Consider the following 21,684-nt stretch of genomic DNA (forward strand, 5'->3'; position numbering starts at 1 on the left):
CGAAGGGGGGACATGGAACGCAAGTCGATCCTTTTCGCATGGCGGTCCGCAAGGCCACAGCATGCGGCGGCCCTCCTCCTCGCCCTGGGCGCCGGCGGACCCCTCGCGCTCGTGACGCTGCTCTGCCTTCGCGACCTCATCTCCGTCCTGGTCGAGCAGAGGACGGGTCTTGTTTGGTTCCTGCGGATTGCCATGGCTTGGCCTGGTAGGCCCGAGCCGGTGGTGCTGGCTGCGGGTTGGCCGCTTTCGACCTCCGATCTCACCGTTGCCGCCCTCGTCGGACTGGCCATCGCGGCTGTGACAGCCGCCGGACTCGGCTGGGCGGTGGCGCGGCTGTGCTTCCGTGCCCAAACCCGGACGCTGTACCGTCTCAACCGCAGTATCACCGACGCGATCCTGAACGCACCGAGCGGCGCACGCGACGAAGTCCGCAGCCTGACGCAGCTCCTCGGGCAGTTCCTGGCGGGAATGGACATGGTGTTCGGGCTCGCCATCGTGGCGCCCGCCATGGCGGGCGGCGCCGTCCTCCTCTCCCTGCTGCTCTCCTGCCTCGCCGCCCCGCGCCTGCTTCCCGCCGTCGCCCTGGGCCTTCTCGCGGCAGGCCTCACACGGGCGCTGATCCTGCGCCGGAGCCTCGCGCGTGCCGCTCTGCGGCGGCGCGAGAGCGCGGCGGCCGAACGCTCCCTGGCCGATCTGGTGCGGAGGATGCCGGCGGTGCGTGCCCATGGTGCGGCGGATTTCGAGCGCGCCCGCCTCGCTGCCAAGGGTCATGTCACCCGCGTCGCCCTGACGGCATCCGAATCCGCCCTCGCCTATGCCCGCGCCCCGTCGGTCGCCCTCGGCATCCTCCTGCCCGCCATCGTCCTCGCCGCGGCCTCATGGCGGGGGCCAGCCGCGACGGACGCACCGGTCGGCATCGGCGACCTCGCGGCGGCGGGCGGAGCCTTCCTGCTCGCCGTGGTGGCGGTGTCGCAGGTTCTCCGGCTTTGGATCGTCCATGCCGCCGTGCAGCCGCTCTTCGCGGAGATCGCTCAGACGCTGAAGGGCCTCGACGCGCGCCGCGCGCCGCAGCTCTCGGCAGCACCGGCTCTGCCCCCATCCGGCGACCTCGCGGCGAGGGAGGTTGGCGCCTACGATCCTGTGAGCGGCGAGCGTCTCACCGGAATTACTGTGGCGGTTCCGATGCCCGGCCATGCGGCGATCATCGGCGGGGCCGGCAGCGGCAGCCGCGTGCTTGCCGCGCTTCTTGCAGGGCAGCTCGACCCGACAGCCGGCGCCCTCACCTATGCGGGAACCGATCTGCGCGCTTTCGACCCTGGCGAGCGGGCCCGCCGTATCGCCTTGGCCGGCGCCGAGGCAATCCTGATCGAGGGAACCTTGCGCCAGAACATCCTCTACGGAGCGGAGCCGGCGCAACCCGCCGAAGAGGATCTGATCGCGATCCTTCATCAGACCGGGCTCGATGCCTTCGTCTATGCGCGAGGTCTCGAGGGCACCGTCGACCCGAAGGCCGATCCGACCTTGGCCGAGGCTGTGGTGGCGGCCCGCCGCGCGACGCGGGACGCTCTGGAAGCCGACGGCATCGCCCACCTCGTCGAACCGTTCGATCCGGACCGCTACGGCCAGCAGGCGACGGTCGGCGAGAACATCCTGTTCGGGGAAGCCGTCGATCCGGCCCTCGCCGGCGCGCGCCTCGCCCGTCATCCCTACCTTCGGGCCGTGCTCGAGGCCGAGGGACTGACGCACCCCCTCGTGGAGATCGGCCTGCAGGTCGCGCGCAGTACCGTCGAGATCTTCGCCGACCTGCCGGACGATCACCCTCTCTACGATGCGTTCTCGCTATTCCCGGCGTCCGAACGCGGCTTCTTCGAGGATCTCGTCGCCCGGCAGCCGGAGGCCAAGCGATGGCGCCGCGGACCTGCGGGTCAACGCGACCGCGAGCGCCTGATCGGTCTTGCACTCCTCTACAACGAGACGCGGCACCGCTTTGGCCTGATCGATCCAGCTTTCGAAAAACGGATCGTGGCGGCACGCCGTTCGTTCAGGGCGCTGATGCCGGATCACCTGCGCGCGGGCATTGCGTTCTACGATCCGGCCAAGCTCAACATCGCCGCGAGCCTGGAGGAGAACATCCTGTTCGGGCGCATCAACGGTGAGGAGGCCGCGGCAGAGCCGCGCGTCCGAGCCTTCGTGCGCCGCGTCCTCTCGGATCAGGGACTGGAGCCGAGCGTGTACCGCCTCGGCCTCGCGAGCCGTGTCGAGCCTGGTCTCGGCGGCGGAGGCGCGAGCCTCGGCGAGAACGCCATCGACGCACGCACCCGCATCGCCATCGATTTGGCCCGCTGCCTGGTACGCCGACCGGACATCGTCATCGTCGCGACTGCATTCGAGGAGCGCAAACCCGAACTCATCAGGAGCCGCGTCGCGGCCCTGAGGCAGGCGCGGGCAGGCACCGGACTCATCGTCTGCCTGCCCGATGCATCTGCCCTGGACCCCGCCGTTCCCTTCGACACGGTGTTCACGCTCGACCGGAGCGGGATGTCGGCAGCGGCCTGATCTTAAGGTCCATTTGCAGCCCCAATGGGATGCGATACGCGTGAGACTCGGTCGCCTTCAGCGCCGAGTCGTATCCTCCGCCGACGCTCAGCCGTCCTCACCAGGCCCCGCATGGCAGTCCCGTCCCTGGCCTCGCTCCTGCGCGACGCCCTCCTGCTCGTCCTGATGTTGCTCGCGCTTGCAGCACCGGCAGCGGCGCAGCCGGCCAAGGCCCTGGCGCCGATTCCGGCCGCGACCCTCGCGCTGATGACCGCCAAGAGTACGTCCGCGGCCGCCTCGGTCCTATTCCGTGCCTACAAGAAAGAATCGGAGATCGAGGTCTGGAAAAAGGCCGCGAGCGGCCGCTTCGTCCACGTGAAGACCTACCCCATTTGCCGCTGGTCCGGTCAACTCGGACCCAAGCGCAAGACCGGCGACCGTCAGACCCCGGAGGGGTTCTACACGGTGGCCCGTTCGCAGCTGAACCCGAATTCGAGCTACTACCTGTCCTTCGACGTCGGCTATCCCAACGCCTACGATCGCGCGCACGGCTATACCGGCTCGGCGGTGATGGTCCACGGCGTCTGCTCGTCGATGGGCTGTTTCGCCATGACGGATGCGGTGGCAGGTGAGCTCTATGCCATCGCCCGGGAGGCCTTCGACGGCGGTCAGGCTGCCTTCCAGTTCCAATCCTTCCCGTTCCGGATGAACGCCGCCAACATGGCGCGCCATCGGACCGACCCGGAATACGCGTTCTGGCGCCAGCTCAAGGAGGGCTCGGACCGGTTCGAGGCGACGGGCGAGGAGCCGGTCGTGGGCGTCGCCGACAGGCGCTACGTCTTCGCGCCATCGAAGGACCCGCGACGCGAGCTCGAAGTCGTGAGCCGGCGAGCCGAGGAGGACAAACGCATTGCCGCACTCATCGCAGAAGGTAGCGCCGCAATCCGCACGACCTATTCCGACGGCGGCCAGCACCCCTTCTGGGCGGCCTTCGCCGCGAGGGGCGGTTCGGTCGGTATCGTCAGCCGGCCCGAGGCCCTGGCCTATGCCGGGCAGGAGGTCGTGGTGATCCCCGCACGCCGGGCACCCGTGCAGGTCGCCGAGGCCGTGTGGTCGCGCTGGATCGCCGGCAGCGTTGCCCTGGCCAGGTGGAACATCGCCACCTTCGTGCCGTCCTACGAGCGGCCGCTGGCGGCCTTCCCGCCTCTGGTCGTCGCCTATGCCGAGACCCTGCCTCGCATCGTCTCCGAGACGATCGCCGAACGGGTGCCACCCTTGCTTTCCTTGCCGCCGAAGGCACCCGATATTCTCGCGCAGCGCTGACGCCACCTCACGTCGTCGGGCCGGAGGCGTGTGCGGCCACGCACATCGGCGAGACACGGCGCTCACTACCTCCCATGTTAGGCAAGATGCGGAAACCTGCAGCACCCGATTGTGGGCGCGCGTGACTTACAGCGAGGGAATGCTGCGACGACCGTCGTAGCCCCTGCAACGCAGTGATGGGACCGCGATCGCACGGATCGTGGTAAGTGGTTGACGATCCATGGCAAAGTCAGACGGGCCCAACCTGTGTGGCCTGAAATCCTACGAATACGCCGCCACCGTGCCGGACCTGTCCGGACCGGGCAGCGAGCGGCTGTCTCTCCGGTTCTGGGGTGTGCGCGGCTCGACTCCCGTGAGCGGGCCGGAGTTCGCCGAGTTCGGCGGAAGCACGCCCTGCATGGAGGTCCGCTGCGGCGAACGGCTATTCATCCTCGATGCCGGTTCCGGCCTCCACGCCTGCGGGGTTCACAATAGGGCCGACCTGCCGCAGGAGATCGACCTCCTGTTCAGCCACCTGCATCTCGACCACACCGCCGGGCTGCCGTTCTTCAAGCCCGTCGTGTTCGATGCGAGCCGCACCATCAACACCTATTGCGGCAACCTCGACGGGGAATGCGCGAAGGCAACCCTCGACCGCCTATTCTCGCCTCCGCTTTTCCCGGTGAACCTCGACGTCATCCCGGTCCGGTTCGCGCATCATGGCTTCATTGCCGGCGAGCCGCTCGTCTTCGGCGACGGGATGCGCGTCGACACGATCCTCCTCAACCATCCCCAGGGGTCGACCGGCTACAGATTCGACCATGGCGGCCGCCGGCTCTGTGTGATCAGCGACATCGAGCATTCTGACCCATGGCCCGATCAAGAGCTGGCCGAGTTCGTCCGGGACGCCGACCTGATGGTTTATGACGGGATGTTCACCGAGGGCGAGTACCCCTGCTGCCGCGGCTGGGGCCATTCGACCTGGCAGAAAGGCGTGGAGCTGGCCCAGGCCGCAGGGGTGAAAGCGCTGGCGATCATCCACCTCCATCCCGCCCATACCGACCCGATGCTGCGGCAGATCGAGTCCGAGATGCAGGCGGTGATGCCGACGGCCTTCATCGCCCGCGAGCGCCAGACGATCGATGTCGGTGGTCAGCGGAGCGCAAGGCCGATGCTGCTGAACGCGCAGGCCTGACGCCGCCCGAGCATCATCCGGTTGCCTCCGCAGTCTCGGCCGCCCGCATCTTCGGCGCGGCGGCGAACAGCGCCTGAGTGTAGGCGTGGCGCGGATTGGCGAAGAGCGAGCCGGTCGGTCCTTCCTCGACGATCTGTCCGTTCAGCATCACGATGAGGCGGTCGCACAGGCGGGCGGCGACCCGCAGATCGTGGGTGATGAAGAGGATCGACAGGTTCAGTCGCTCGCGTAGGTCCTCGAGCAGCTCGAGGACCTGCCGCTGGACCGAGACGTCGAGCGCTGAGACCGCCTCGTCGGCGATCAGCACGTCCGGCTCCATGGCGAGGGCGCGGGCGATGGCGATGCGCTGGCGCTGGCCTCCCGAGAACTCGTGCGGGTAGCGCCCGAGAGCCCCCGCATCAAGACCGACGAGGTCGATCAGACGGGCGGCCCGCGCCAAAGCGGCCTCGCGTGAGAGGCCATAATTCATCGGCCCCTCGATGATCGCTTGTCCGACCGTCCGGCGCGGGTTGAGCGAGCGGTAGGGGTCTTGGAAGATCATCTGGATGCGCCGGCGATAGGGGCGCAGGGCGCGCGGCGTGCAGTGGGCAATGTCGTCGCCGCCGACGCGGATATGGCCGGCCGACGGGTCGACGAAGCGGGCGATGCAGCGCGCCAGCGTCGACTTTCCGGAACCCGACTCGCCGACGATCCCCAGGGTCTCCCCCGGCTGCAGCGCGAAGCTGACGCCGTCGAGAGCGGTCACCGCACGGCCGCCGCCGAACAGCCCTCGGCCGCCATAGGTCTTCGTGAGGTCGCGTACGGCGAGGATGGGAGCGGCAGGAGGTTGCCGCGGCCGCGGAGGCGGCGGCTCGGCCTTGGGCACGGCCGCGATCAGCATCTGTGTGTAGGGGTGCTGCGGCCTCGTCAGCACCGCATCGACCGAGCCCTCCTCGACCAGCCTCCCCTTCTGCATGACCACGACGCGGTCGGCGATCTCGGAGACGACGCCGAAATCGTGGGTGATGAACAGGATGCCGGCATCGCGCCGGGCCTGCAGTTCCTTGAGGAGCTTGAGGATCTGCGCCTGGGTGGTGACGTCGAGGGCCGTCGTCGGCTCGTCGGCGATGATCAGTGCGGGATCGTTGGCGAGCGCCATGGCGATCATCACGCGCTGACGCTGGCCGCCGGAGAGCTGGTGCGGATAGGCGCGGGCGAGACTTGGCGGATCGGGCAGGTGGACGTCGGCGAGGAGGTCGAGGACGCGGGCACGCCGCGCTTCCGCGTTCAGGCGTTCGGAGTGCGCCTTCAGCATCTCGTCGATCTGGGCGCCGACCTTGAGCACCGGATTCAAGGCCGTCATCGGCTCCTGGAACACCATCGCCATGCGGCTGCCGCGCAGGCGCCGCAGCCGGGCCGCGCCGACTTTGAGCACGTTCTCGCCCTGGAGCAGGATTTCGCCGGCCGAAGGCGTCAAGATGGGCGGCAGGAGCCCCATCACGGCGCTCGCGGTCACCGATTTGCCGGAGCCCGACTCGCCGACGACGCAGACGATCTCGCCGGGCGCCACATCGAGGCTCAAGCCCTCGATGGCGTTGGCGCGGTCCGCGCCGCGCGGCAGCGGCACGGTGAGTCCGCGGATGGAGAGAACCGGCTCGGTCATCTGAGCGCCCCGAGCCGCCGCGCCGTGCGCGGATCGAGGGCATCGCGCAGGCCGTCTCCGATGATGTTGACCGCGAGCACCGTGGCGGCGACGCACAGGCCCGGGAACAGGATTACCCATGGGGCGATCTGGAATGCCTGTCGGCCCTCGGCCATGATGTTGCCCCAGCTCGGGATCTCGGTGGGTATGCCGGCGCCGAGGAAGCTCAGGATCGCCTCCGTCAGGATCGCGGAGGCGCAAACGTAAGTGCCCTGGACGATGAGCGGCGCAATGGTGTTGGGCAGGACGTGGCGGACGAGCAGCATCGGCAGGCGCGTGCCGGCGCCGATCGCAGCCTCGACATAGGGTTCCGAGCGCACCGACAGGACGACGCTGCGCACCAGCCGCGCCACTCGCGGGATCTCGGGAATCGCGATGGCGACGATCACGGTTCCGATGCCGGCCCCCGACAGCGTCACCATGGCGATGGCGAGGAGGATCGACGGGATGGCCATGATTCCGTCCATGATCCGCATCACCACCGCATCGAGGCGGCGCAGGTAGCCTGCTACCAGCCCGATCACGAGGCCGATGAGGACCGAGGCCGTCGCCACCGCGAAGCCGATGGCGAGAGATACCCGCGCCCCGTAGACGACCCGGCTCCAGACGTCGCGCCCGAACGCATCGGTGCCGAGCCAGGCCAGCTCGAAAGGCGGCTTCAGGCGAAGGCGCGGCCGCAGGAGGATCGGGTCGCCGGTCCAGAGATAGGGGGCCGCCACGGCCGCCAAGCCCACGACCAGGAGCACCGCGAGCCCGGCGAGTACGCCAGGGTTGAGGAGGGCCGGCGGCAGGATGGGACGCCGCGCGGGGAGCCGGGATGGTGCTGTCGATCCGGTCAATAGCGGATCCTCGGATCGAACAGGAGATAGGTCAGGTCGATGGCAAGGTTCACCAGCACGTAGAGCGCCGAGAAGAGCAGGATCACGCCCTGGATCACCGGGTAGTCGCGGGCAAGCACGGAATCCACGGTGAGGCGGCCGAGCCCGGGCAGGTTGAAGACGCTCTCGGTGACGACGACCCCGCTGATGAGGAGTGCGATGCCGAGGCCGATCACCGAGATCACCGGCACGGCGGCGTTGCGCAGGGCATGGCGCCAGAGCACCTGCGTCTCGCCGATACCCTTTGCCCGAGCCGTGCGGATGTAGTCCTCGCCGAGCACTTCGAGCACGCTGGAGCGCGTGGTCCTGGCGATGAGCGCGATGTAGATCACCGACAGGGTCAGGGTCGGCAGGATGAGCCGCGACAGGAACGGCCAGAGCCCTTCCGTGATGCTGACATAGCCCTGCACCGGCAGGACCCGAAGCTGCATGGCGAAGCCGAAGATCAGGAGGTAGCCGAGCACGAAGACCGGCACCGAGAAGCCGAGCACCGAGATCGCCATCACCATGCGGTCGACCCAGGTGCCGTGCCACCAGGCGGCGAGCACGCCGAGGGGCACCGCGACCAGCACCGCGAAGAGGATCGTGGTCGTCGCCAGGGCCAGCGTCGGCTCGATCCGGTCGAGGATGAGTTTCGCCACCGGCTGGTTCGAAATGATCGAGGAGCCGAGATCGCCTTGGGCGAGGCGTCCGATCCACGACAGGAACTGGGCGAGGATCGGCTGGTCGAGGCCGAGCCTCGCACGGATCTCCGCAATCTGCTCCGGGCTGGCCGCGTCGCCGGCCAGGATCGCGGCGGGATCGCCGGGTGCCAGGCGCAACAGCAGGAAGACGATCACCGCCACCACGCCCATCACCGGCAGGGTGGCGGCGAGCCGCCCGAGGATGAAACGGCCCATTCAGATCTCCGAGCGGGAGTGGGCGATCGGGACCGCGCCCCTCACTTCTTGGCGATGTTCCAGAAGACGGGCGCCGGTGCCTCGAGGATGCCGGTCAGGCTTGAACGGGCTGCGAGGGGCATGACGAACTGTCCGGTGGGATAGTACATGCCGACCGCGTAGGCGCGCTGCTGCACCGCCTTGGCGATGGCGGCCTGCTTGGCCGGGTCAGTCTCGCGGGCGTAGGCGTCTCGCATCTCCTCGATGGCAGCATCCTCGGCCCAGCCGAAGAAACCGCCCTTCCTGCCACGGGCGTTGATCCCGACATTTCCGACAGGGTTGAGCATGTCGGCGTTCACCCAGAAGGTGTGGAACAAGTTCCATCCGCCCTGGTCGACGGGGTCCTGCTTGGCGCGCCGGCCGACCAGCGTCTGCCAGTCCATCGACTGCAGGTCGACGTTCATGCCGATCTTGCGCAAAGCCTGTGCCGTCACAGGCCCGAGCGGCACGACGATGGCGAGATCCGTCGGCTGCATGATGACGACGGGCCGGCCATCATAGCCGCCCTCCTTCAGAAGTTGCTTGGCCCGTGCCAGATCGGTCTTGGGAGCGCCGGCGTCGGTGGCGTTCGGCGTGTTGCACACGAACATCGCCGGACACGGCATCATGTAATCGGGGTCGCCGATCTGGGCGTCGAGATAATCCTGCTGGTTCACCGCCAGCAGGACGGCCTGCCGGATCTTCTCGTTATCGAAGGGCGGGTTCACCCAGTTCATCCGGAGCATGCCGGAGACGCCGAGGGTGTTGTAGTTGAAGATCTGGACTCCCGAAGCACCCTTGAGGATCGGCAGGAAATCGTGCGGCGGCTGCTCGAGATAGTCGATCTCGCCGTTGATCAGCGCATTCACGGCGGTCTGGTAGTCGGGAATGTTGATCCACTCGACGCGGTCGACCTTCACGGTCTTGGCCCCAGCGGTCCAGCTCGGGGCTTCGCTGCGCGGCACGTAGTCGGGGTTCTTCTCGTAGACGACCTTGAGCCCCGGCTGGAACTCGCCCTTCACGAACCGGAACGGACCCGAGCCGATCTCCTCGGGCACGTTCTTGTCGGCCGGCGTGTCGGCGATGCGCTTCGGCATGATGAAGGGCACGTTCGACGACGGCTTGCCGAGGGAGGCGAGGACGAGGCCGTAGGGCTGCTTCAGCTTGAGGGTGAAGGTCTTGTCGTCCACCGCGTCGAGGGAGGCGGTGTAGTCCATGAGCTTCTGGCCCATGCCGTCGCGCTTGCCCCAGCGCTGGATCGAGGAGATGCAATCGGCCGAGGTGACAGGGGCGCCGTCGTGGAACTTGAGTCCGTCGCGCAGGGTGAAGGTGTAGGTGAGCGCGTCCTGGCTGACGGTGTAGTCCTTCACCATCTGCGGCTGGACCTTGAAGTTCGCGTCCGTCGCAAACAGCGTGTCGTAGATCATGTAGCCGTGATTGCGCGCGATGTAGGCGGTGGTGATGATCGGGTCGGTGATGCGCAGGCCCGAATGCATCACGGCGCGGATCGTGACGGGCTTGGACTGAGCCAGAGCGGGCCGTGGTTCGCTCACCGCAACCAACGCGGCGAGACCCAGCGCCAACCGCAAGCCGGACTTGATCGCTTCGTGCATGAACCACTTCCCCAATGCCGCGCCGCAGCCGCGGTCACAAGATGTATGCATGAGGCGCGCCGTCAAGCTCCTTCAAGACGCGCCAGCAAACCTGCCAACAGGCGCGCGCGATGCGGCAGCGAGGCGGTGAGGACGTGCTCTTCCAGGGTATGGTAGCCGGAGCCGCAGGCGCCGAGGCCGTCGAGCGTCGGAATCCCCAGGGCGCCGCCGGTGAAGTTGCCGTCCGAGCCGCCGCCGAAGCTCTCGTGCGGTAGCGCCGAACCGAGGCTCCCGGCAATCTCCCGCGCCATCTCGTAGAGCGCCATGGTCCCGGCATCAGGCTCCCAGACCGGGCGGGTGACACCCTGCGTGACCCTGAACGACACCCCGTCCGCCTCGCCGGACAATGCCAGCATCCGCTCGACCCCGAGGTCGAGGTCGGCCTGGCGCTTGGCCATGCTCAAGGCCTCGCCCCGGCAGGTGGTGGGAACGCAATTGACCCAGCGCCCGCCCGACACGATGCCGACGCTGAAGGTGCAGTCGGAATCGGACATCGCCTCGATGGCGATGATCTTCTGCGCCATGGCGCGGATGGCGGAGCGGCCCTCGCCCAGGCGCGCGCCGGCATGGCTCGGCCGGCCGGTCGCCTCCAAGTCGAAGCGGGCAATCGCGTAGCGGCCGGTGAGGACGCCGTCCTCGGGCTGGCCGGGCTCAGGGACGAGGACATAGCGATGGCGTGCAGCCTCCGCCTCGATCAGGTCGCGAGTGGAGGGGCTGCCGACCTCCTCGTCGCTGGTGAAGAGGAAGGTGACGGGAAGCGGCGTCGCCACCCCGGCCTCGCGCAACGCCCTAATGGCGGCCAGCGCCAGGTAGTTGCCGCCTTTCATGTCGAGGATGCCGGGACCGTAGCAGCGCTCGCCCTCGACGCGCCAGGGCAGCGCCGCGAGCGTGCCGACGGGATGAACGGTGTCGAGGTGGCCGAGCACCAGGATGCCGGGCTCGACCTGCCTGGGATGGGGGAAGCGAGCCCGCACGCAGTCGCCGAAGCCCATGCGGCCCGGGATCATCTCGATGGCAGCGCCCGCAATGACGAGGTCGCGGGCGGCAAGCGCCATCATCCGGTTCACTGCGGGGGCATCGTGGGTGGGGCTCTCGCACTCGATCCAGGGCCGCAGCCCCGCGAGCATGGCCGAGAGGTCGAAGGGCAGGCCCGATGGATTCATGAACGCTCCTCCTCGAACGGGTTCTCGACGCGCGGCCAGTAGGCGAGGTGCCGTTTCGTGTAGGGGATCGCGCCGTAATCGGGGGGGACTGCGCCGCCGGGCGCCGCCACGTAGCACACGGCGCTGGCGATGGGCGCGAAGGCGGCGTGGAAATGCTGCATCGACTTCACCACGACGAGGCGCTTGTCGTCCAGGTTTAGCCCGAGGCCGGTGAAGGCGTCGGGCGCGAAGGGCTGCTGGCGCCGGGAGGTGAGGACGATGTGGATGCCGTCCGCCTCGACCCAGGCGCTGGCCCCGAGTTGTGCCCGGCCGCCGCTGAGGCCGCCCTGGCTATGGCTTTCGGCAAGCCCGCGAACGGTGATGCGCAGATCGACGGGATCGCCCGAACTCGTGCCGCACTTGCCGCCGATGCGCAGGTCGAATGTGGCGCCGATCCCGGCCTCGTGGCAGATGCCGACGGCGCCGGGATCCCAGTACAGGCCGGTGGCGACGTCTTTGATGCCGCGAGCGACGAGGCGCGCCAGGATCGCGGTGTTGTCCGAGGGTGCGCCGGCGCCGGCGTTGTCGGCGATGTCGGCCAGCACCATCGGGCGCGGATCGGCGGAGGCGAGCGCCGCATCGATGGCGTCGTCGATCGTCTCGTGTCGGGTGGCGGCCGCCTCGCGCATGGCCCAGACCTCCCCGGCGAGGGTCTCGGCCAGCACCGCGGCCTTGGCGGCGTCTCCATCGGCCACCACCAGCATCCGAGCGCCGACATCGGCGACGTCGGCCCAAGGGAAGCCGTGTCCGAACGACACCGAGAGGATGCCGCCCTGTCCCTCCAGCGTCTGCATCCGGCGCACGAACCCTGAGACCGGCTCCGCGGTGGTGCGCCACATGCTGACCATCCGGCAATCGTGGATCGCCATGACCGGCCGGATCGCGCCCTCCGCCGCGGCGATGATCAACGGGTAGAGATCGCGGGCGCGGTCCACGATGTCGGTATGGGGATATTCCTTGTAGATCACCATCACGTCCGCGGCCGCGCGCATCGCCTCGGTGAGATGGCAATGGAGATCGAGCTCCACGCCGATCGCCGTCTCGGGTCCGACCAGGGCGCGGACGCGGGCGAGCGTGTCGCCCTCGCAATCGTCGTAGCCTTCCGCCACCATGGCGCCGTGCATGAACAGCAGCACGGCATCCACCGGCACCGCCGCCGCGAGGTCCGCCAGCAGCAGGTCGCGCAGCTCCTCGTAGACCGCCCGCAGGGTGATCCCGCCGGGCTGGGCGAAAGTCGAGAGGCTTTCCACCACCTCGTGTCCGTCGGACTGAGCCATCTCGCGCCAGGCGGCGAGCCCGATATTGCTCATGCTCGGCGGTCCCAGGCTCCCATCGCGACGAGCATAGTCGGCGAGGAAGGCCTTCCGGCCCGTGGGCAAGGGCGCGAACGTGTTGGTCTCTGTGGCGAGACCCGCCAGGAAGATTTTCACTGAGGAACGCGTCTCCTTGGCTGTCCCTTCGGCCGGATACGACTCAATCGTCGCGAGCGCTTTGAGCGGCTCTGCCGATGCCCGACCTGGATCATGAAGCCGGATCGAGCGACCAAGCAAGCGCCAAGGCGGATCGAAGTTTTGCCTATCGGGGGTGCGGTGCTCCCGGGCGTCATGGTCAATATGCAGCATGTCACGGTCCTCGCCAGCCCCTTGCAGCCTCAGCGGCCACGCTTCAAAATGGCGGAACGCCCCTTCCTTGGCGGATGGTGGGACCGACTGGAATGACCGACATGCCGCCGGCCCTGGCGTTTCGGCTTCGCCAGCAGGCGCTTCTCTCCGATTTCGGCGTCGAGGCCCTGCGCGCGAGCGAGCTTCTGCCCCTGCTCCAGAGAGCGACCGAGCTGTGCGCCGAGGGCATGGAGGTCCAGTTCTGCAAAGCGCTTGAGTACAAGCCGGACCAGGACATGTTCGTGGTCTGCGCGGGGGTCGGCTGGGGCGAGGATGTCGTCGGCAAGGCCATCATCGGGGCCGACCTCGCATCCCCGGCCGGATATGCCCTGAAGACGGGCAAGGCCGTCATTTCGAACCATCTCCAGAACGAGAGCCGGTTCCGGACTCCGCAGCTGATGGCCAAGCGTGGCATCAAGCGGGCGATCAATGTTGTGATCGCCAATCGCGACGGCCATTACGGCGTGCTGGAGATCGACGACACAAGCGAGGGCGCCTTCGAGGAGGCGGACATCGCGTTCATGCAGGGTCTCGCCAACCTCGTCGGCGGTGCCATCGAGCGTCAGCGCAGCGAAGCGCGCTTAAAGGCGGCTCTGGACCGCCAAGACCTGTTGTCTCGCGAGATGAGCCACCGGGTGAAGAACAGCCTCGCCGTGGTGGCCGGCTTCCTCGGCCTGCAAGCGCGGGCCTCCGACAACGCGGAGGTGAAGCGGGCGCTCGCCGACGCACGCACCCGCGTCGAGGCGGTTGCGGCGGTCCACGACCAGCTCTGGCGTCAGCCGAGCCTCGAGGCGATCGACGTGGCGGACTTCCTCGTCTCCCTCTGCGCCAAGCTCCAGGAGAATGCCCCGCGCCATCCTATCCGATGCCGGGCCGCCCCCGTGACGGTGCCGGCCGACCTCGCGATCCCACTCGGTCTCTTCGTCAGCGAGCTCGTGACGAATTCCATCAAGTACGCCTACGCCGACGGCCAGGGCGAGATCCGCGTGACGGCCGTAGCGGATGAGGGCGGCCTCATGCTCGGGGTTGCAGATGACGGGGTCGGCCTTCCGGCGGGGCTCGACATCTCGGCCCCACGAAGCGCCAGCCTCGGCATGCGGATCGTCCATAGCCTGGCGAACCAGCTCGGCGGTCCGCTCAGCGTCGCGCCCGAAGTTCAGGGCGCGCATTTCTCATTGCCCGTGCTCGTGGCGCGGTAGCAAGGTTCGGGGCGCCTGGGAGCGCTCAGACCAGTCCGAGCTTCTCCGCCAGCCCGATCCTCTGGAGCTTTCCCGTCGCGCCCTTCGGGATCTCGTCGAGGAACATGATCGTGGACGGAACCTTGAACGGCGCGAGGCGCTCGGAGGCGAAGCTGCGCAGGTCCTTCTCGGAGAGATGCTCACCCTCGCGCAGCACGATCGCGGCGGCGACGTCCTCGCCGAGTTTGTCGTGCGGCATGGCGAAGGTCACGCATTGCGACACTGACGGATGGTCCATGAGGATCTCGTCGACCTCGCGCGGCGAGATCTTCTCGCCGCCGCGGTTGATGATCTCCTTCAGACGTCCCGTGATGGTGAGGTAGCCCTCCGGCGAGAGCGTGCCCTGGTCGCCGGTGCGGAACCAGCCCTGCGGGGTGAAGGCGTCGGCATTGGCCTTCTCGTTGTTCTCGTAGCCGGCCATGACGTTGTTGCCGCGGATCACGATCTCGCCGGTCTCGCCCACCGGCAGCGGCTCGCCGTCGTGATCGACGATGGCGATCTCCGGGCCCGCGGCGATGCCGACGATACCCGGGTAATGGGGCTTCGGCGGCAGCGGGTTCGAGGCCATCTGGTGCGCCGCCTCGGTCATGCCGTAGGCCTCGATCAAGGGTGCGCCGAAGGTCTCCTCGATCTCCTTCATCACCTGCGGCGGCATCGAGGACGAGGACGAGCGGATGAACCGCAGCGGGTTGGCCTCGATTGTCTCCCGGTTGCGAGAGGCGCGGCCGAGGATCGCCTGATGCATGGTCGGCACAGCGGTGTACCAGGTCGGGCGCGCCTCGCTCATCCATCCGAAGAACTTCAGGGCATTGAAGCCGGGCGTGCAGCAGACCTGTCCGCCTGCCGAGAGCGGCGCCAGGATGCCGGCGATGAGTCCATGGATATGGAACAGCGGCATGATGTTGACGCCGCGATCCTGTGCCGTGAAGGCGAGCGCGGTGCGGATGTTGCGCGCGGAGGCGCAGACGTTCCGCTGCGAGAGAGGCACGATCTTGGGACGCGAGGTCGTACCCGAGGTGTGGAGTACGAGAGCGATGTCGCCGGGCTCGGCATAGCCGCCGTTCTCAGGCGTGCCGCCCTCGATCGGGAAGGACAGGGTGAAGCTGCCCGCGCCTTCCGTCGGGGTCGGGGTCAGCCGGACCACGGCGACGCCGAGGGATTCGGCGACGCGGATCGCCGGCGATTGCGATCCCTCGGCCACCACCAGCACCTTGGCGCCGAGATCGTTGAGGTAGAACGTGAATTCGTCCGACTTGTAGGCCGGATTCAGAGGTGCCGAGGTGGTGCCGGCGGCCACCGCCATGAAGGCGGCAGCCATCTCGGGGCCGTTGTCGAGGACGATCGCGACCCGGTCGCCGCGGCCGATTCCATGGGCGTTGAAATCCCGAACCGTACGTTCGGCCAGGGCCCGCAGGCCGGCGAAGGTCAGCGGCACACCGCCGGGGCTCGACAGGGCGGTCGCCTCGTCGGCGCCCGCCTGGATCAGCGCATGGAGGGTAGTGGCGGTCTCGGCCATGGGTTCGGGTGTCCTTGCGAAATCTGTCTGTCAGGCGGCGGTGATGGCGAGGCGCCCGCCAGCCCGTTCGAGGCTCTGCGAGAGGAGCCGCATCAGCGCGTAGACGGTGCCGATATGCGGAGTCGGGGTGTCGGTGAGACGTCCCAGCTCGATGATCGAGCCGACGAGGGCTTCGAGCTCGATCGGCCGGCCGGCCTCGACGTCCTGCAGCATCGACGTCTTGTGGGCGCCGACCTTCTCGGCGCCGGCAATGCGCTTCTCGATGCCGAGCTTGAACGTCACGCCGAGCTTGTTGGCGATGGTTTCGGCCTCCCGCATCATGTCGGCTGCCAGGGCTCGCGTCTCAGGGAACTGGCAGATGTCGACGAGGGTGGCGTGGGCGAGCGCCGAGATCGGATTGAAGCTGAGGTTGCCCCAGAGCTTGAGCCAGATCTCCGCCCGGATGTCGCTCGTCACCGGCGCGCGGAAACCGGCCTTGATCAGGCGTTGCGCCAGAGCCTGGACCCGAGGGCTCATCGACCCGTCGAGTTCGCCAAGGCCGAAGCGGTGCCCCTCGATGACCTGCACCACACCGGGCTCGGTCAGCACGGCCGCCGGATAGACCACGGAGCCGATCACGTGTTTGGCGTCGAGGTGCCTGGCGATGAGGCCGCCGGGATCGGCGGTCTCGAGGTGGGTGCCGGCAAGATCGCCGCCATGGCCACCGGAGAAGTACCACCACGGAATTCCGTTCTGCATCGTCACCACGACGGTGTCGGGGCCGATGAGGTGATGCAGGTCGGCCGCGATGGGGCCGACCTGGTGCGCCTTGACGGTGAGCAGAACGACCTCGTGCGGCCCCGCCTCCTCCATCGATTGCGTGGCCTTCAGATTGGTCGCGTGAATCTCGGAGCCGTTCTCCTCGATCAGCCGCATGCCGTCCGCCTTGATGGCCGCGAGGTTGGCACCGCGAGCAATGACGGTGACTGCCTCGCCGACATTGGCGAGACGTACCCCGAGGAATCCGCCGATGGCGCCGGCGCCGACGATGGCGATACTCATGCTGCTGTCCTTGACTGTCCTGATGTCCGGCGGTCCGAAACGTTCGTCATGCGAACCGGTTCGCCAAAACGCCGATGCCCTCGATCTCGACCTCCACGGTCGCTCCTTTCGGGATCGGGCCGGCGCCATTCGATGTGCCGCAGGCGACGAGGTCGCCGGGTTCGAGGGTCATGCCCTGCGAAACCATCGCAACGACCTCGGCTGGCTTGAAGATCATGTCGGCGAGTGGATAGCTCTGGCGCTCGCGCCCGTTCACCCGAACCCGGACGGTGAGAGCGTCGGAGTCGAGCTCCGTGGCGATGACCGGGCCGAATGGCCCGAAACCGTCGAGCCCCTTCGACCGGGTCCACTGCGCGAAGCTCTGGTCCGCCTTGAGGATGTCGAGAGCGGTGACGTCGTTCAGGCAGGTGTAGCCGAAGATGTGGCTGGCCGCGGTCTCCGCCGTCAGGTCTCGTCCGGCTTTGCCGACGACGATGCCGAGTTCGCCTTCGAACAGGAGCCGCCCGACGCCGTCCGGAATGACAACGTCCTGGCCGCTCGCCCGGTAGGTGTTGGGCGGCTTGATGAAGAACAGCGGCGACTGTGGTCGATCGAGCCCCTGCTTCTCCGCCATGGCATGGAAGTTGTTCCAGAGGGCGATGAGCTTCGATGGACGGCAGGGGAGGTCCAGCGTCACCGCGTCGAGGGGGATCGTTTGTCCGGAGGATACGGGCTCGCCGAACATGTTGCCCTCGAACACCGTGATGCTCTGACCGTCGAGCTGACCGAAGCCGCTCTCGCCATCGTGTTGATACCGAAGCCACCGCACCATGGGATCAGGCGCTCCGCAGCGTCGAAACGCGGCCACGTGCGACGCGCAGGTGCACGCTTCGCGTGATCATGTGTCGTTCTATCCGGTCGAGAGCTTCGGTCATCGAGCGGTTCTAAAGGTGAAGCCGTTGAATTCAAGAAGGTCGAGCGATTTGGTATACCTTTAGACCACGAAAAAATTTGGACCGTCCAAGTAAAAATTTTTGAATTCGCAGCGTTGAATACGATTTTCGATCGGCAGTAGCCGACCGTGCGGCAAAACCGACGCAGGTTATTTTTAGGAGGAACCTGGGTCGAGCTCTCCCGTTCTGGTTGCCGAAAGCGAACGGCCACGTTGCGTGGTGCAATGGCCCTCGCCGACGAATGGAGCATTCCGTGAGCAGCACGACCGACAAGATCAAGGGCCTCGCCAACGAGGCCGTGGGCAACATCAAGCAGGGCATCGGCTCCGCGACCGGCAACGACAAGCTGCAGGCCGAGGGCAAGGCGCAGGAGCTGAAGGGTGAAGCCCAGAAGACCGTCGGCGATGCCAAGGACGGCGTGAAGAATGCGGCCCAGAGCGCCGCGGACGCCGTGAAGAAGATCTGATCCTTCGCAGAACCTTTTGGCAGGGCGGTCCACCGCCCTGCTTCTCTTCCAGGGGCGGGGATCCGTCATGGCAGAGACCACCTCGAAGGCGGAATCAAGCATCTCAAGGGCCGCGGCAGGACCGCACGTGTCGCCATCGCGGGCCGTCCGCGCCAGCAGGCCGAGGTTGCGTTCGAGCAGATCGCCGGTGCCGTCCAGTACGCTTACGGCGGAGCACGTGGTACCGCGCGCAGCCTGGAGCGTGACGGTATCCTTGCAGAAGAAGTCCTGGAGCGCGGCCGTAAGCTGATCGACGAGGTCAAGGAGCGTGGCAGCAATCTCAAGGTCGCGGCCGCGCGGTGTTCCGGACAGCGGGAGACAGCACGGCGATCACCGTGATGCTCGTCGCCGCAGCGGCCTTCGGCGCCCGCTGGCTCCCGAGCCGGCCGCGATAAACTTACCGGTCAGAGTCGAGGGCGCTCTCAGTGAGCTGAGGCCGCTTTTTTGCAGGACGGAACCGGATTATGGGCAGTCGGGCGGCCACAGCCCGGAGTGAAGTCGAATGCCCATGCAGCGCTGGTCGTCCTTGACGACGAAGGACTTCGCCCGGCGAGACATGAGCCGCGCGATCGCGCTCTTGCCCGTGGCGGCCATCGAGCAGCACGGGCCGCATCTGCCCGTCTCCACCGACGTGACCATCGCCGAGGGATATCTGGCGCGCGTCGCCGCTCTGGTACCCGAAGAGCTCGACGTCCTCACCCTGCCGATCCAGGCAGTGGGGAAATCGGACGAGCATGACGGTTTCGTCGGCACGCTGACGCTGAGCACCGAGACCGCGCTCCGTGCCTGGATCGAGATCGGCTCCTGCGTTTACCGGGCCGGGTGCCGCAAGCTCGTCATCGTCACCTCGCATGGCGGCAACAGCGCCCTCATCGATCTCGTCGCCCTGGATTTACGCGGTCGCCACGGAATGGTTTCCGTCACCACGGCCTGGAGCCGCTTCGGCTACCCGGACGGCCTCTTTCCGGAAGCCGAAATCCGTCACGGCATTCATGCGGGCGGCATCGAGACGGCCCTGATGCTCGCGCTCGCGCCCGACAGCGTACGCCGCGATGAAATCTCGGATTTCCCCTCGCGCTCCCTGGCGATGGAGCGCGATTACGTGCATCTGCGCGCCGGCCGACCGGCGGCCTTCGCCTGGAAGGCCGGCGATCTCAACCCCAATGGGGCAATCGGCGATGCGAGACTGGGCTCGGCGGAAGCCGGCGAGATCGCACTCGATCATGGGGCGCGTGCTTTCGTCGACCTCCTTCGGGATGTCGATCGCTTCGAACTCACGGCGTAACCGCGGAACGGTGCTCGACGAAGACAGGGACATACTCCTCTGCCCTGGAGCCGTCCCGTGCGCCCTCCCCTCCTCGCTTGCCTTGGCCTGCCGTTCCTCGCCCTCGCGTTGCTGGCAGGCCCGACGGCCGCAGCCTCCCGGCCGGTGGTGGTCGAGCTGTTCACCTCGCAGAGCTGCTCGTCCTGCCCTCCGGCCGAAGCCCTGTTGAAGGAGCTCGCCGCCGAGCGCGCCGACCTCCTCCCCCTCGCCTTCCACGTCACGTATTGGAATCATCTCGACTGGCGCGACACCGTCTCGCTGCCGGCCGCGACGGAGCGGCAGAAGGCCTATGCGGCGCAGTTCGGTGGCGACAGCGTCTTCACCCCCCAGGTGGTGGTGGATGGGCGCAGGAGCGTCGTCGGTTCGCGCCGCGATGCCGTCGGCAACGCCATCGTGGAGGCTCGCGGCGAGGCCCGCGAAGCAGCCACCCTCGACCTGACCCGTAACGGTGATGCCCTGGTCGTCAGGGTCGGGGCGGGAAGCGGCGCCGGACGCCTGCTGCTCGTCGGCTTCGACCACGAACACCGGACCAAGGTCGCGCGCGGCGAGAATGCAGGGCGCGAGATCACCCAGGCCAACGTCGTCCGTTCGATCCGCAGCGTCGGCGAATGGACGGGAACGGCAAAGTCATGGTCAGAGCCCGTGCCGCTCGGTGCCGACGCCGCACTCCTCCTCCAGGCCTCCGACGGGCGCATCCTCGGAGCGGCGCGCCTTGCCAAGGCCGGGTCGTGACGGAAGCGGTGTCGCGGGCTCGGGCGTGAAGGAAGGTGGCAGGATGAGCGCGTCCATGGCATTCGGATTGCCCACCACCTCGCGTCAGACCCCAGGGTCGAACACGGGCGCGGGTCGGAGCGACAACAGGGCCGGAATGGCGCTTGACGAGACCTTGTCGGCCGCGATGGCCGCGGCCCAGGCCGGCGACGCACTGGCCTATCGCAAGCTCTTGCGGGATTGCCTGCCGGTGATCGCCGGCATGGCGCGAGCGCAGGGCGTTCGGCCGGAATCCGTCGACGACGTCGTGCAGGATACGCTGGTGACGATTCACAAGGCGCGGGCCACCTACGATCCCTCGCGACCTTTCCTTCCTTGGCTTCGCGCGATCACGCAGCGCCGGGCGATCGACGCCATGCGCCGAACGGGACGGCGGCCGCAGGAGGTCCACGACCCTTTGGCCTACGAAGCCCATGCGGATCTTGGCCCCTTACCGGGGACCAGCATCGAAACACGCGAGCGAGACGGAGCGCTTGCTCGCGCCGTGGCGGCGTTGTCGCCGGGTCAGCGCGAGGCGGTGGAGCATTTGGCTTTCAAGGAACGTTCGCTCGATGAGGCCGCCGCGATCACAGGTCGCAGCAAGGGGGCCCTCAAGGTGAACCTGCACCGCGCCCTCAAGGTGCTGCGCACGACGCTAGCGCGGGACAAAGGAGAGAGTGATGTCTGAGGCCGGGACACGGCCTGACCCGCCGAATCACGACGCGCTGGTGAATTCCCTGAGCGAGCGACTGTCACCGGTCCGGCGCCTCCCCGATCCATGGCTGAGGGGCCTCGGGTGGTTCAGCCTCGCCGTGCTGGCCGGTCTGGCGGCACTGCCCTTCGCGGACATGGCGAGCTTGCAGGTCCGCATGGCTGTCATGGACCTGCGTGTCGCGACATTCGGCGCGTTGCTGACGGCGCTGACCGCCGCCGTCGCTGCCTTCCAGACCAGCGTGCCAGGGCGTTCGGCTGCTTGGGCTTTTCTCCCGGCTGCCCCGGCTGCTCTCTGGCTTGGCGCCAGCGGCCTCGGCTGCCTGCGGCAATGGACCGTTCCTGGCACGGATCTGGCTGACGGGGGAGAAATGGGCGGCTGTCTCGTCTTCCTGCTGACGGTCTCGACGCCGTTCTCGGTCGCGCTCGTACTGATGCTGAGGCGAGCGTGTCCGCTTCGACCGAACCTGACGGCGGCCTTAGGCGGATTAGCGGCGGCCGCAGCCGCCGCCGTGCTTCTCGTACCCTTCCATCCTCACGACGCGACGGTGACGGATCTCCTAGCCCATCTTGTCGTCATCGGCCTCATCATCTGGGCCAACTCGGTGGCCGGCGGGCGTCTGCTCGCCGGCCGATGAAGACGC

At 67.8% G+C, this 21,684-nt stretch carries 18 protein-coding genes; 9 read left to right on the top strand and 9 right to left on the bottom strand.

The window, feature by feature from the left end; all coding sequences use genetic code 11:
* The first annotated feature begins 12 nt into the window (after window positions 1-12).
* The 3 genes from K2Y56_RS15760 to K2Y56_RS15770 all read left to right on the top strand — a co-directional run bounded on the left by K2Y56_RS15760 (window position 13) and on the right by K2Y56_RS15770 (window position 5,032).
* Entirely contained in the window at window positions 13-2,556 is a 2,544-nt protein-coding gene (locus K2Y56_RS15760; RefSeq protein ID WP_292509392.1) for an ABC transporter ATP-binding protein, read from the top strand.
* A gap of 165 nt (window positions 2,557-2,721) precedes the next feature.
* A complete protein-coding gene (locus K2Y56_RS15765) occupies window positions 2,722-3,858 on the top strand; it encodes a murein L,D-transpeptidase family protein (protein ID WP_292509522.1) in 1,137 nt (378 codons plus the stop codon).
* Window positions 3,859-4,078: 220 nt separating this feature from the next.
* Window positions 4,079-5,032 (top strand): MBL fold metallo-hydrolase, encoded by a 954-nt coding sequence (locus K2Y56_RS15770; protein WP_292509395.1) that lies wholly within the window; start codon window positions 4,079-4,081, stop codon window positions 5,030-5,032.
* A 13-nt stretch (window positions 5,033-5,045) separates the two neighbouring features.
* Here K2Y56_RS15770 and K2Y56_RS15775 read toward each other — a convergent pair whose 3' ends face one another.
* The 6 genes from K2Y56_RS15775 to K2Y56_RS15800 all read right to left on the bottom strand — a co-directional run bounded on the left by K2Y56_RS15775 (window position 5,046) and on the right by K2Y56_RS15800 (window position 12,792).
* Complete coding sequence (locus tag K2Y56_RS15775) at window positions 5,046-6,674, bottom strand: ABC transporter ATP-binding protein (protein WP_292509398.1); 1,629 nt, start codon at window positions 6,672-6,674, stop codon at window positions 5,046-5,048.
* Window positions 6,671-7,507, bottom strand: a complete 837-nt coding sequence (locus tag K2Y56_RS15780) for an ABC transporter permease (protein WP_292509525.1) — start codon at window positions 7,505-7,507, stop codon at window positions 6,671-6,673. The genes K2Y56_RS15775 and K2Y56_RS15780 overlap by 4 nt, the downstream gene beginning before the upstream one ends.
* Before the next feature lie 41 nt (window positions 7,508-7,548).
* Window positions 7,549-8,490 carry an ABC transporter permease gene (locus tag K2Y56_RS15785; RefSeq protein ID WP_292509401.1) on the bottom strand — a complete coding sequence of 314 codons (942 nt, stop codon included), beginning with the start codon at window positions 8,488-8,490 and terminating at the stop codon, window positions 7,549-7,551.
* 41 nt (window positions 8,491-8,531) lie between these two features.
* Complete coding sequence (locus K2Y56_RS15790; protein ID WP_292509404.1) at window positions 8,532-10,121, bottom strand: ABC transporter substrate-binding protein; 1,590 nt, start codon at window positions 10,119-10,121, stop codon at window positions 8,532-8,534.
* Between the two features lie 62 nt (window positions 10,122-10,183).
* Window positions 10,184-11,323, bottom strand: a complete 1,140-nt coding sequence (locus tag K2Y56_RS15795) for a M20/M25/M40 family metallo-hydrolase (RefSeq protein ID WP_292509407.1) — start codon at window positions 11,321-11,323, stop codon at window positions 10,184-10,186.
* Window positions 11,320-12,792: a M81 family metallopeptidase gene (locus K2Y56_RS15800; RefSeq protein WP_292509410.1), complete on the bottom strand. Its 1,473-nt coding sequence runs from the start codon at window positions 12,790-12,792 to the stop codon at window positions 11,320-11,322. The genes K2Y56_RS15795 and K2Y56_RS15800 overlap by 4 nt, the downstream gene beginning before the upstream one ends.
* Window positions 12,793-13,076: 284 nt before the next feature.
* Between K2Y56_RS15800 and K2Y56_RS15805 the strand changes: the two genes are divergently transcribed.
* Window positions 13,077-14,222, top strand: a complete 1,146-nt coding sequence (locus K2Y56_RS15805; RefSeq protein WP_292509413.1) for a histidine kinase dimerization/phosphoacceptor domain -containing protein — start codon at window positions 13,077-13,079, stop codon at window positions 14,220-14,222.
* Window positions 14,223-14,247: 25 nt separating this feature from the next.
* Here the strand turns inward: K2Y56_RS15805 and K2Y56_RS15810 are convergent, their stop codons facing one another.
* From K2Y56_RS15810 to K2Y56_RS15820, 3 genes are read right to left on the bottom strand one after another with little or no spacing between them, the layout of a single operon-like run.
* A complete protein-coding gene (locus K2Y56_RS15810) occupies window positions 14,248-15,777 on the bottom strand; it encodes an acyl--CoA ligase (RefSeq protein WP_292509416.1) in 1,530 nt (509 codons plus the stop codon).
* Between the two features lie 30 nt (window positions 15,778-15,807).
* Complete coding sequence (locus K2Y56_RS15815; RefSeq protein WP_292509418.1) at window positions 15,808-16,818, bottom strand: 2-dehydropantoate 2-reductase; 1,011 nt, start codon at window positions 16,816-16,818, stop codon at window positions 15,808-15,810.
* A 46-nt stretch (window positions 16,819-16,864) separates the two neighbouring features.
* Window positions 16,865-17,629 carry a fumarylacetoacetate hydrolase family protein gene (locus K2Y56_RS15820; RefSeq protein ID WP_292509421.1) on the bottom strand — a complete coding sequence of 255 codons (765 nt, stop codon included), beginning with the start codon at window positions 17,627-17,629 and terminating at the stop codon, window positions 16,865-16,867.
* 374 nt (window positions 17,630-18,003) lie between these two features.
* Here K2Y56_RS15820 and K2Y56_RS15825 point away from each other — a divergent pair, with 374 nt between their 5' ends.
* The 5 genes from K2Y56_RS15825 (at window position 18,004) to K2Y56_RS15845 (ending at window position 21,678) form a co-directional block, all read left to right on the top strand.
* Window positions 18,004-18,216 (top strand): CsbD family protein, encoded by a 213-nt coding sequence (locus tag K2Y56_RS15825; protein ID WP_292509423.1) that lies wholly within the window; start codon window positions 18,004-18,006, stop codon window positions 18,214-18,216.
* 541 nt (window positions 18,217-18,757) lie between these two features.
* On the top strand, window positions 18,758-19,540 hold the full coding sequence (locus K2Y56_RS15830) for a creatininase family protein (protein ID WP_292509425.1): 783 nt from the start codon (window positions 18,758-18,760) through the stop codon (window positions 19,538-19,540).
* A gap of 57 nt (window positions 19,541-19,597) precedes the next feature.
* Window positions 19,598-20,311 carry a thioredoxin family protein gene (locus tag K2Y56_RS15835; RefSeq protein ID WP_292509428.1) on the top strand — a complete coding sequence of 238 codons (714 nt, stop codon included), beginning with the start codon at window positions 19,598-19,600 and terminating at the stop codon, window positions 20,309-20,311.
* Between the two features lie 43 nt (window positions 20,312-20,354).
* The gene (locus K2Y56_RS15840) at window positions 20,355-21,017 is read left to right on the top strand and encodes a sigma-70 family RNA polymerase sigma factor (RefSeq protein ID WP_366848933.1); all 663 of its coding nucleotides are present in this window, start codon (window positions 20,355-20,357) and stop codon (window positions 21,015-21,017) included.
* Window positions 21,010-21,678 (top strand): NrsF family protein, encoded by a 669-nt coding sequence (locus K2Y56_RS15845; RefSeq protein WP_292509430.1) that lies wholly within the window; start codon window positions 21,010-21,012, stop codon window positions 21,676-21,678. The genes K2Y56_RS15840 and K2Y56_RS15845 overlap by 8 nt, the downstream gene beginning before the upstream one ends.
* The last annotated feature ends 6 nt before the right edge of the window (window positions 21,679-21,684 follow it).

This window comes from Methylobacterium sp., from assembly GCF_019745455.1.
Classification (GTDB): Bacteria; Pseudomonadota; Alphaproteobacteria; order Rhizobiales; family Beijerinckiaceae; genus Methylobacterium.

Coding starts and splice junctions, on each gene's coding strand:
- K2Y56_RS15760 (WP_292509392.1), top strand. CDS start 13: ATGGAACGCAAGTCGATCCTTTTCGCATGGCGGTCCGCAAGGCCACAG.
- K2Y56_RS15765 (WP_292509522.1), top strand. CDS start 2,722: ATGTTGCTCGCGCTTGCAGCACCGGCAGCGGCGCAGCCGGCCAAGGCC.
- K2Y56_RS15770 (WP_292509395.1), top strand. CDS start 4,079: ATGGCAAAGTCAGACGGGCCCAACCTGTGTGGCCTGAAATCCTACGAA.
- K2Y56_RS15775 (WP_292509398.1), bottom strand. CDS start 6,674: ATGACCGAGCCGGTTCTCTCCATCCGCGGACTCACCGTGCCGCTGCCG.
- K2Y56_RS15785 (WP_292509401.1), bottom strand. CDS start 8,490: ATGGGCCGTTTCATCCTCGGGCGGCTCGCCGCCACCCTGCCGGTGATG.
- K2Y56_RS15790 (WP_292509404.1), bottom strand. CDS start 10,121: ATGCACGAAGCGATCAAGTCCGGCTTGCGGTTGGCGCTGGGTCTCGCC.
- K2Y56_RS15795 (WP_292509407.1), bottom strand. CDS start 11,323: ATGAATCCATCGGGCCTGCCCTTCGACCTCTCGGCCATGCTCGCGGGG.
- K2Y56_RS15805 (WP_292509413.1), top strand. CDS start 13,077: ATGACCGACATGCCGCCGGCCCTGGCGTTTCGGCTTCGCCAGCAGGCG.
- K2Y56_RS15810 (WP_292509416.1), bottom strand. CDS start 15,777: ATGGCCGAGACCGCCACTACCCTCCATGCGCTGATCCAGGCGGGCGCC.
- K2Y56_RS15815 (WP_292509418.1), bottom strand. CDS start 16,818: ATGAGTATCGCCATCGTCGGCGCCGGCGCCATCGGCGGATTCCTCGGG.
- K2Y56_RS15820 (WP_292509421.1), bottom strand. CDS start 17,629: ATGGTGCGGTGGCTTCGGTATCAACACGATGGCGAGAGCGGCTTCGGT.
- K2Y56_RS15830 (WP_292509425.1), top strand. CDS start 18,758: ATGCCCATGCAGCGCTGGTCGTCCTTGACGACGAAGGACTTCGCCCGG.
- K2Y56_RS15840 (WP_366848933.1), top strand. CDS start 20,355: ATGAGCGCGTCCATGGCATTCGGATTGCCCACCACCTCGCGTCAGACC.
- K2Y56_RS15845 (WP_292509430.1), top strand. CDS start 21,010: ATGTCTGAGGCCGGGACACGGCCTGACCCGCCGAATCACGACGCGCTG.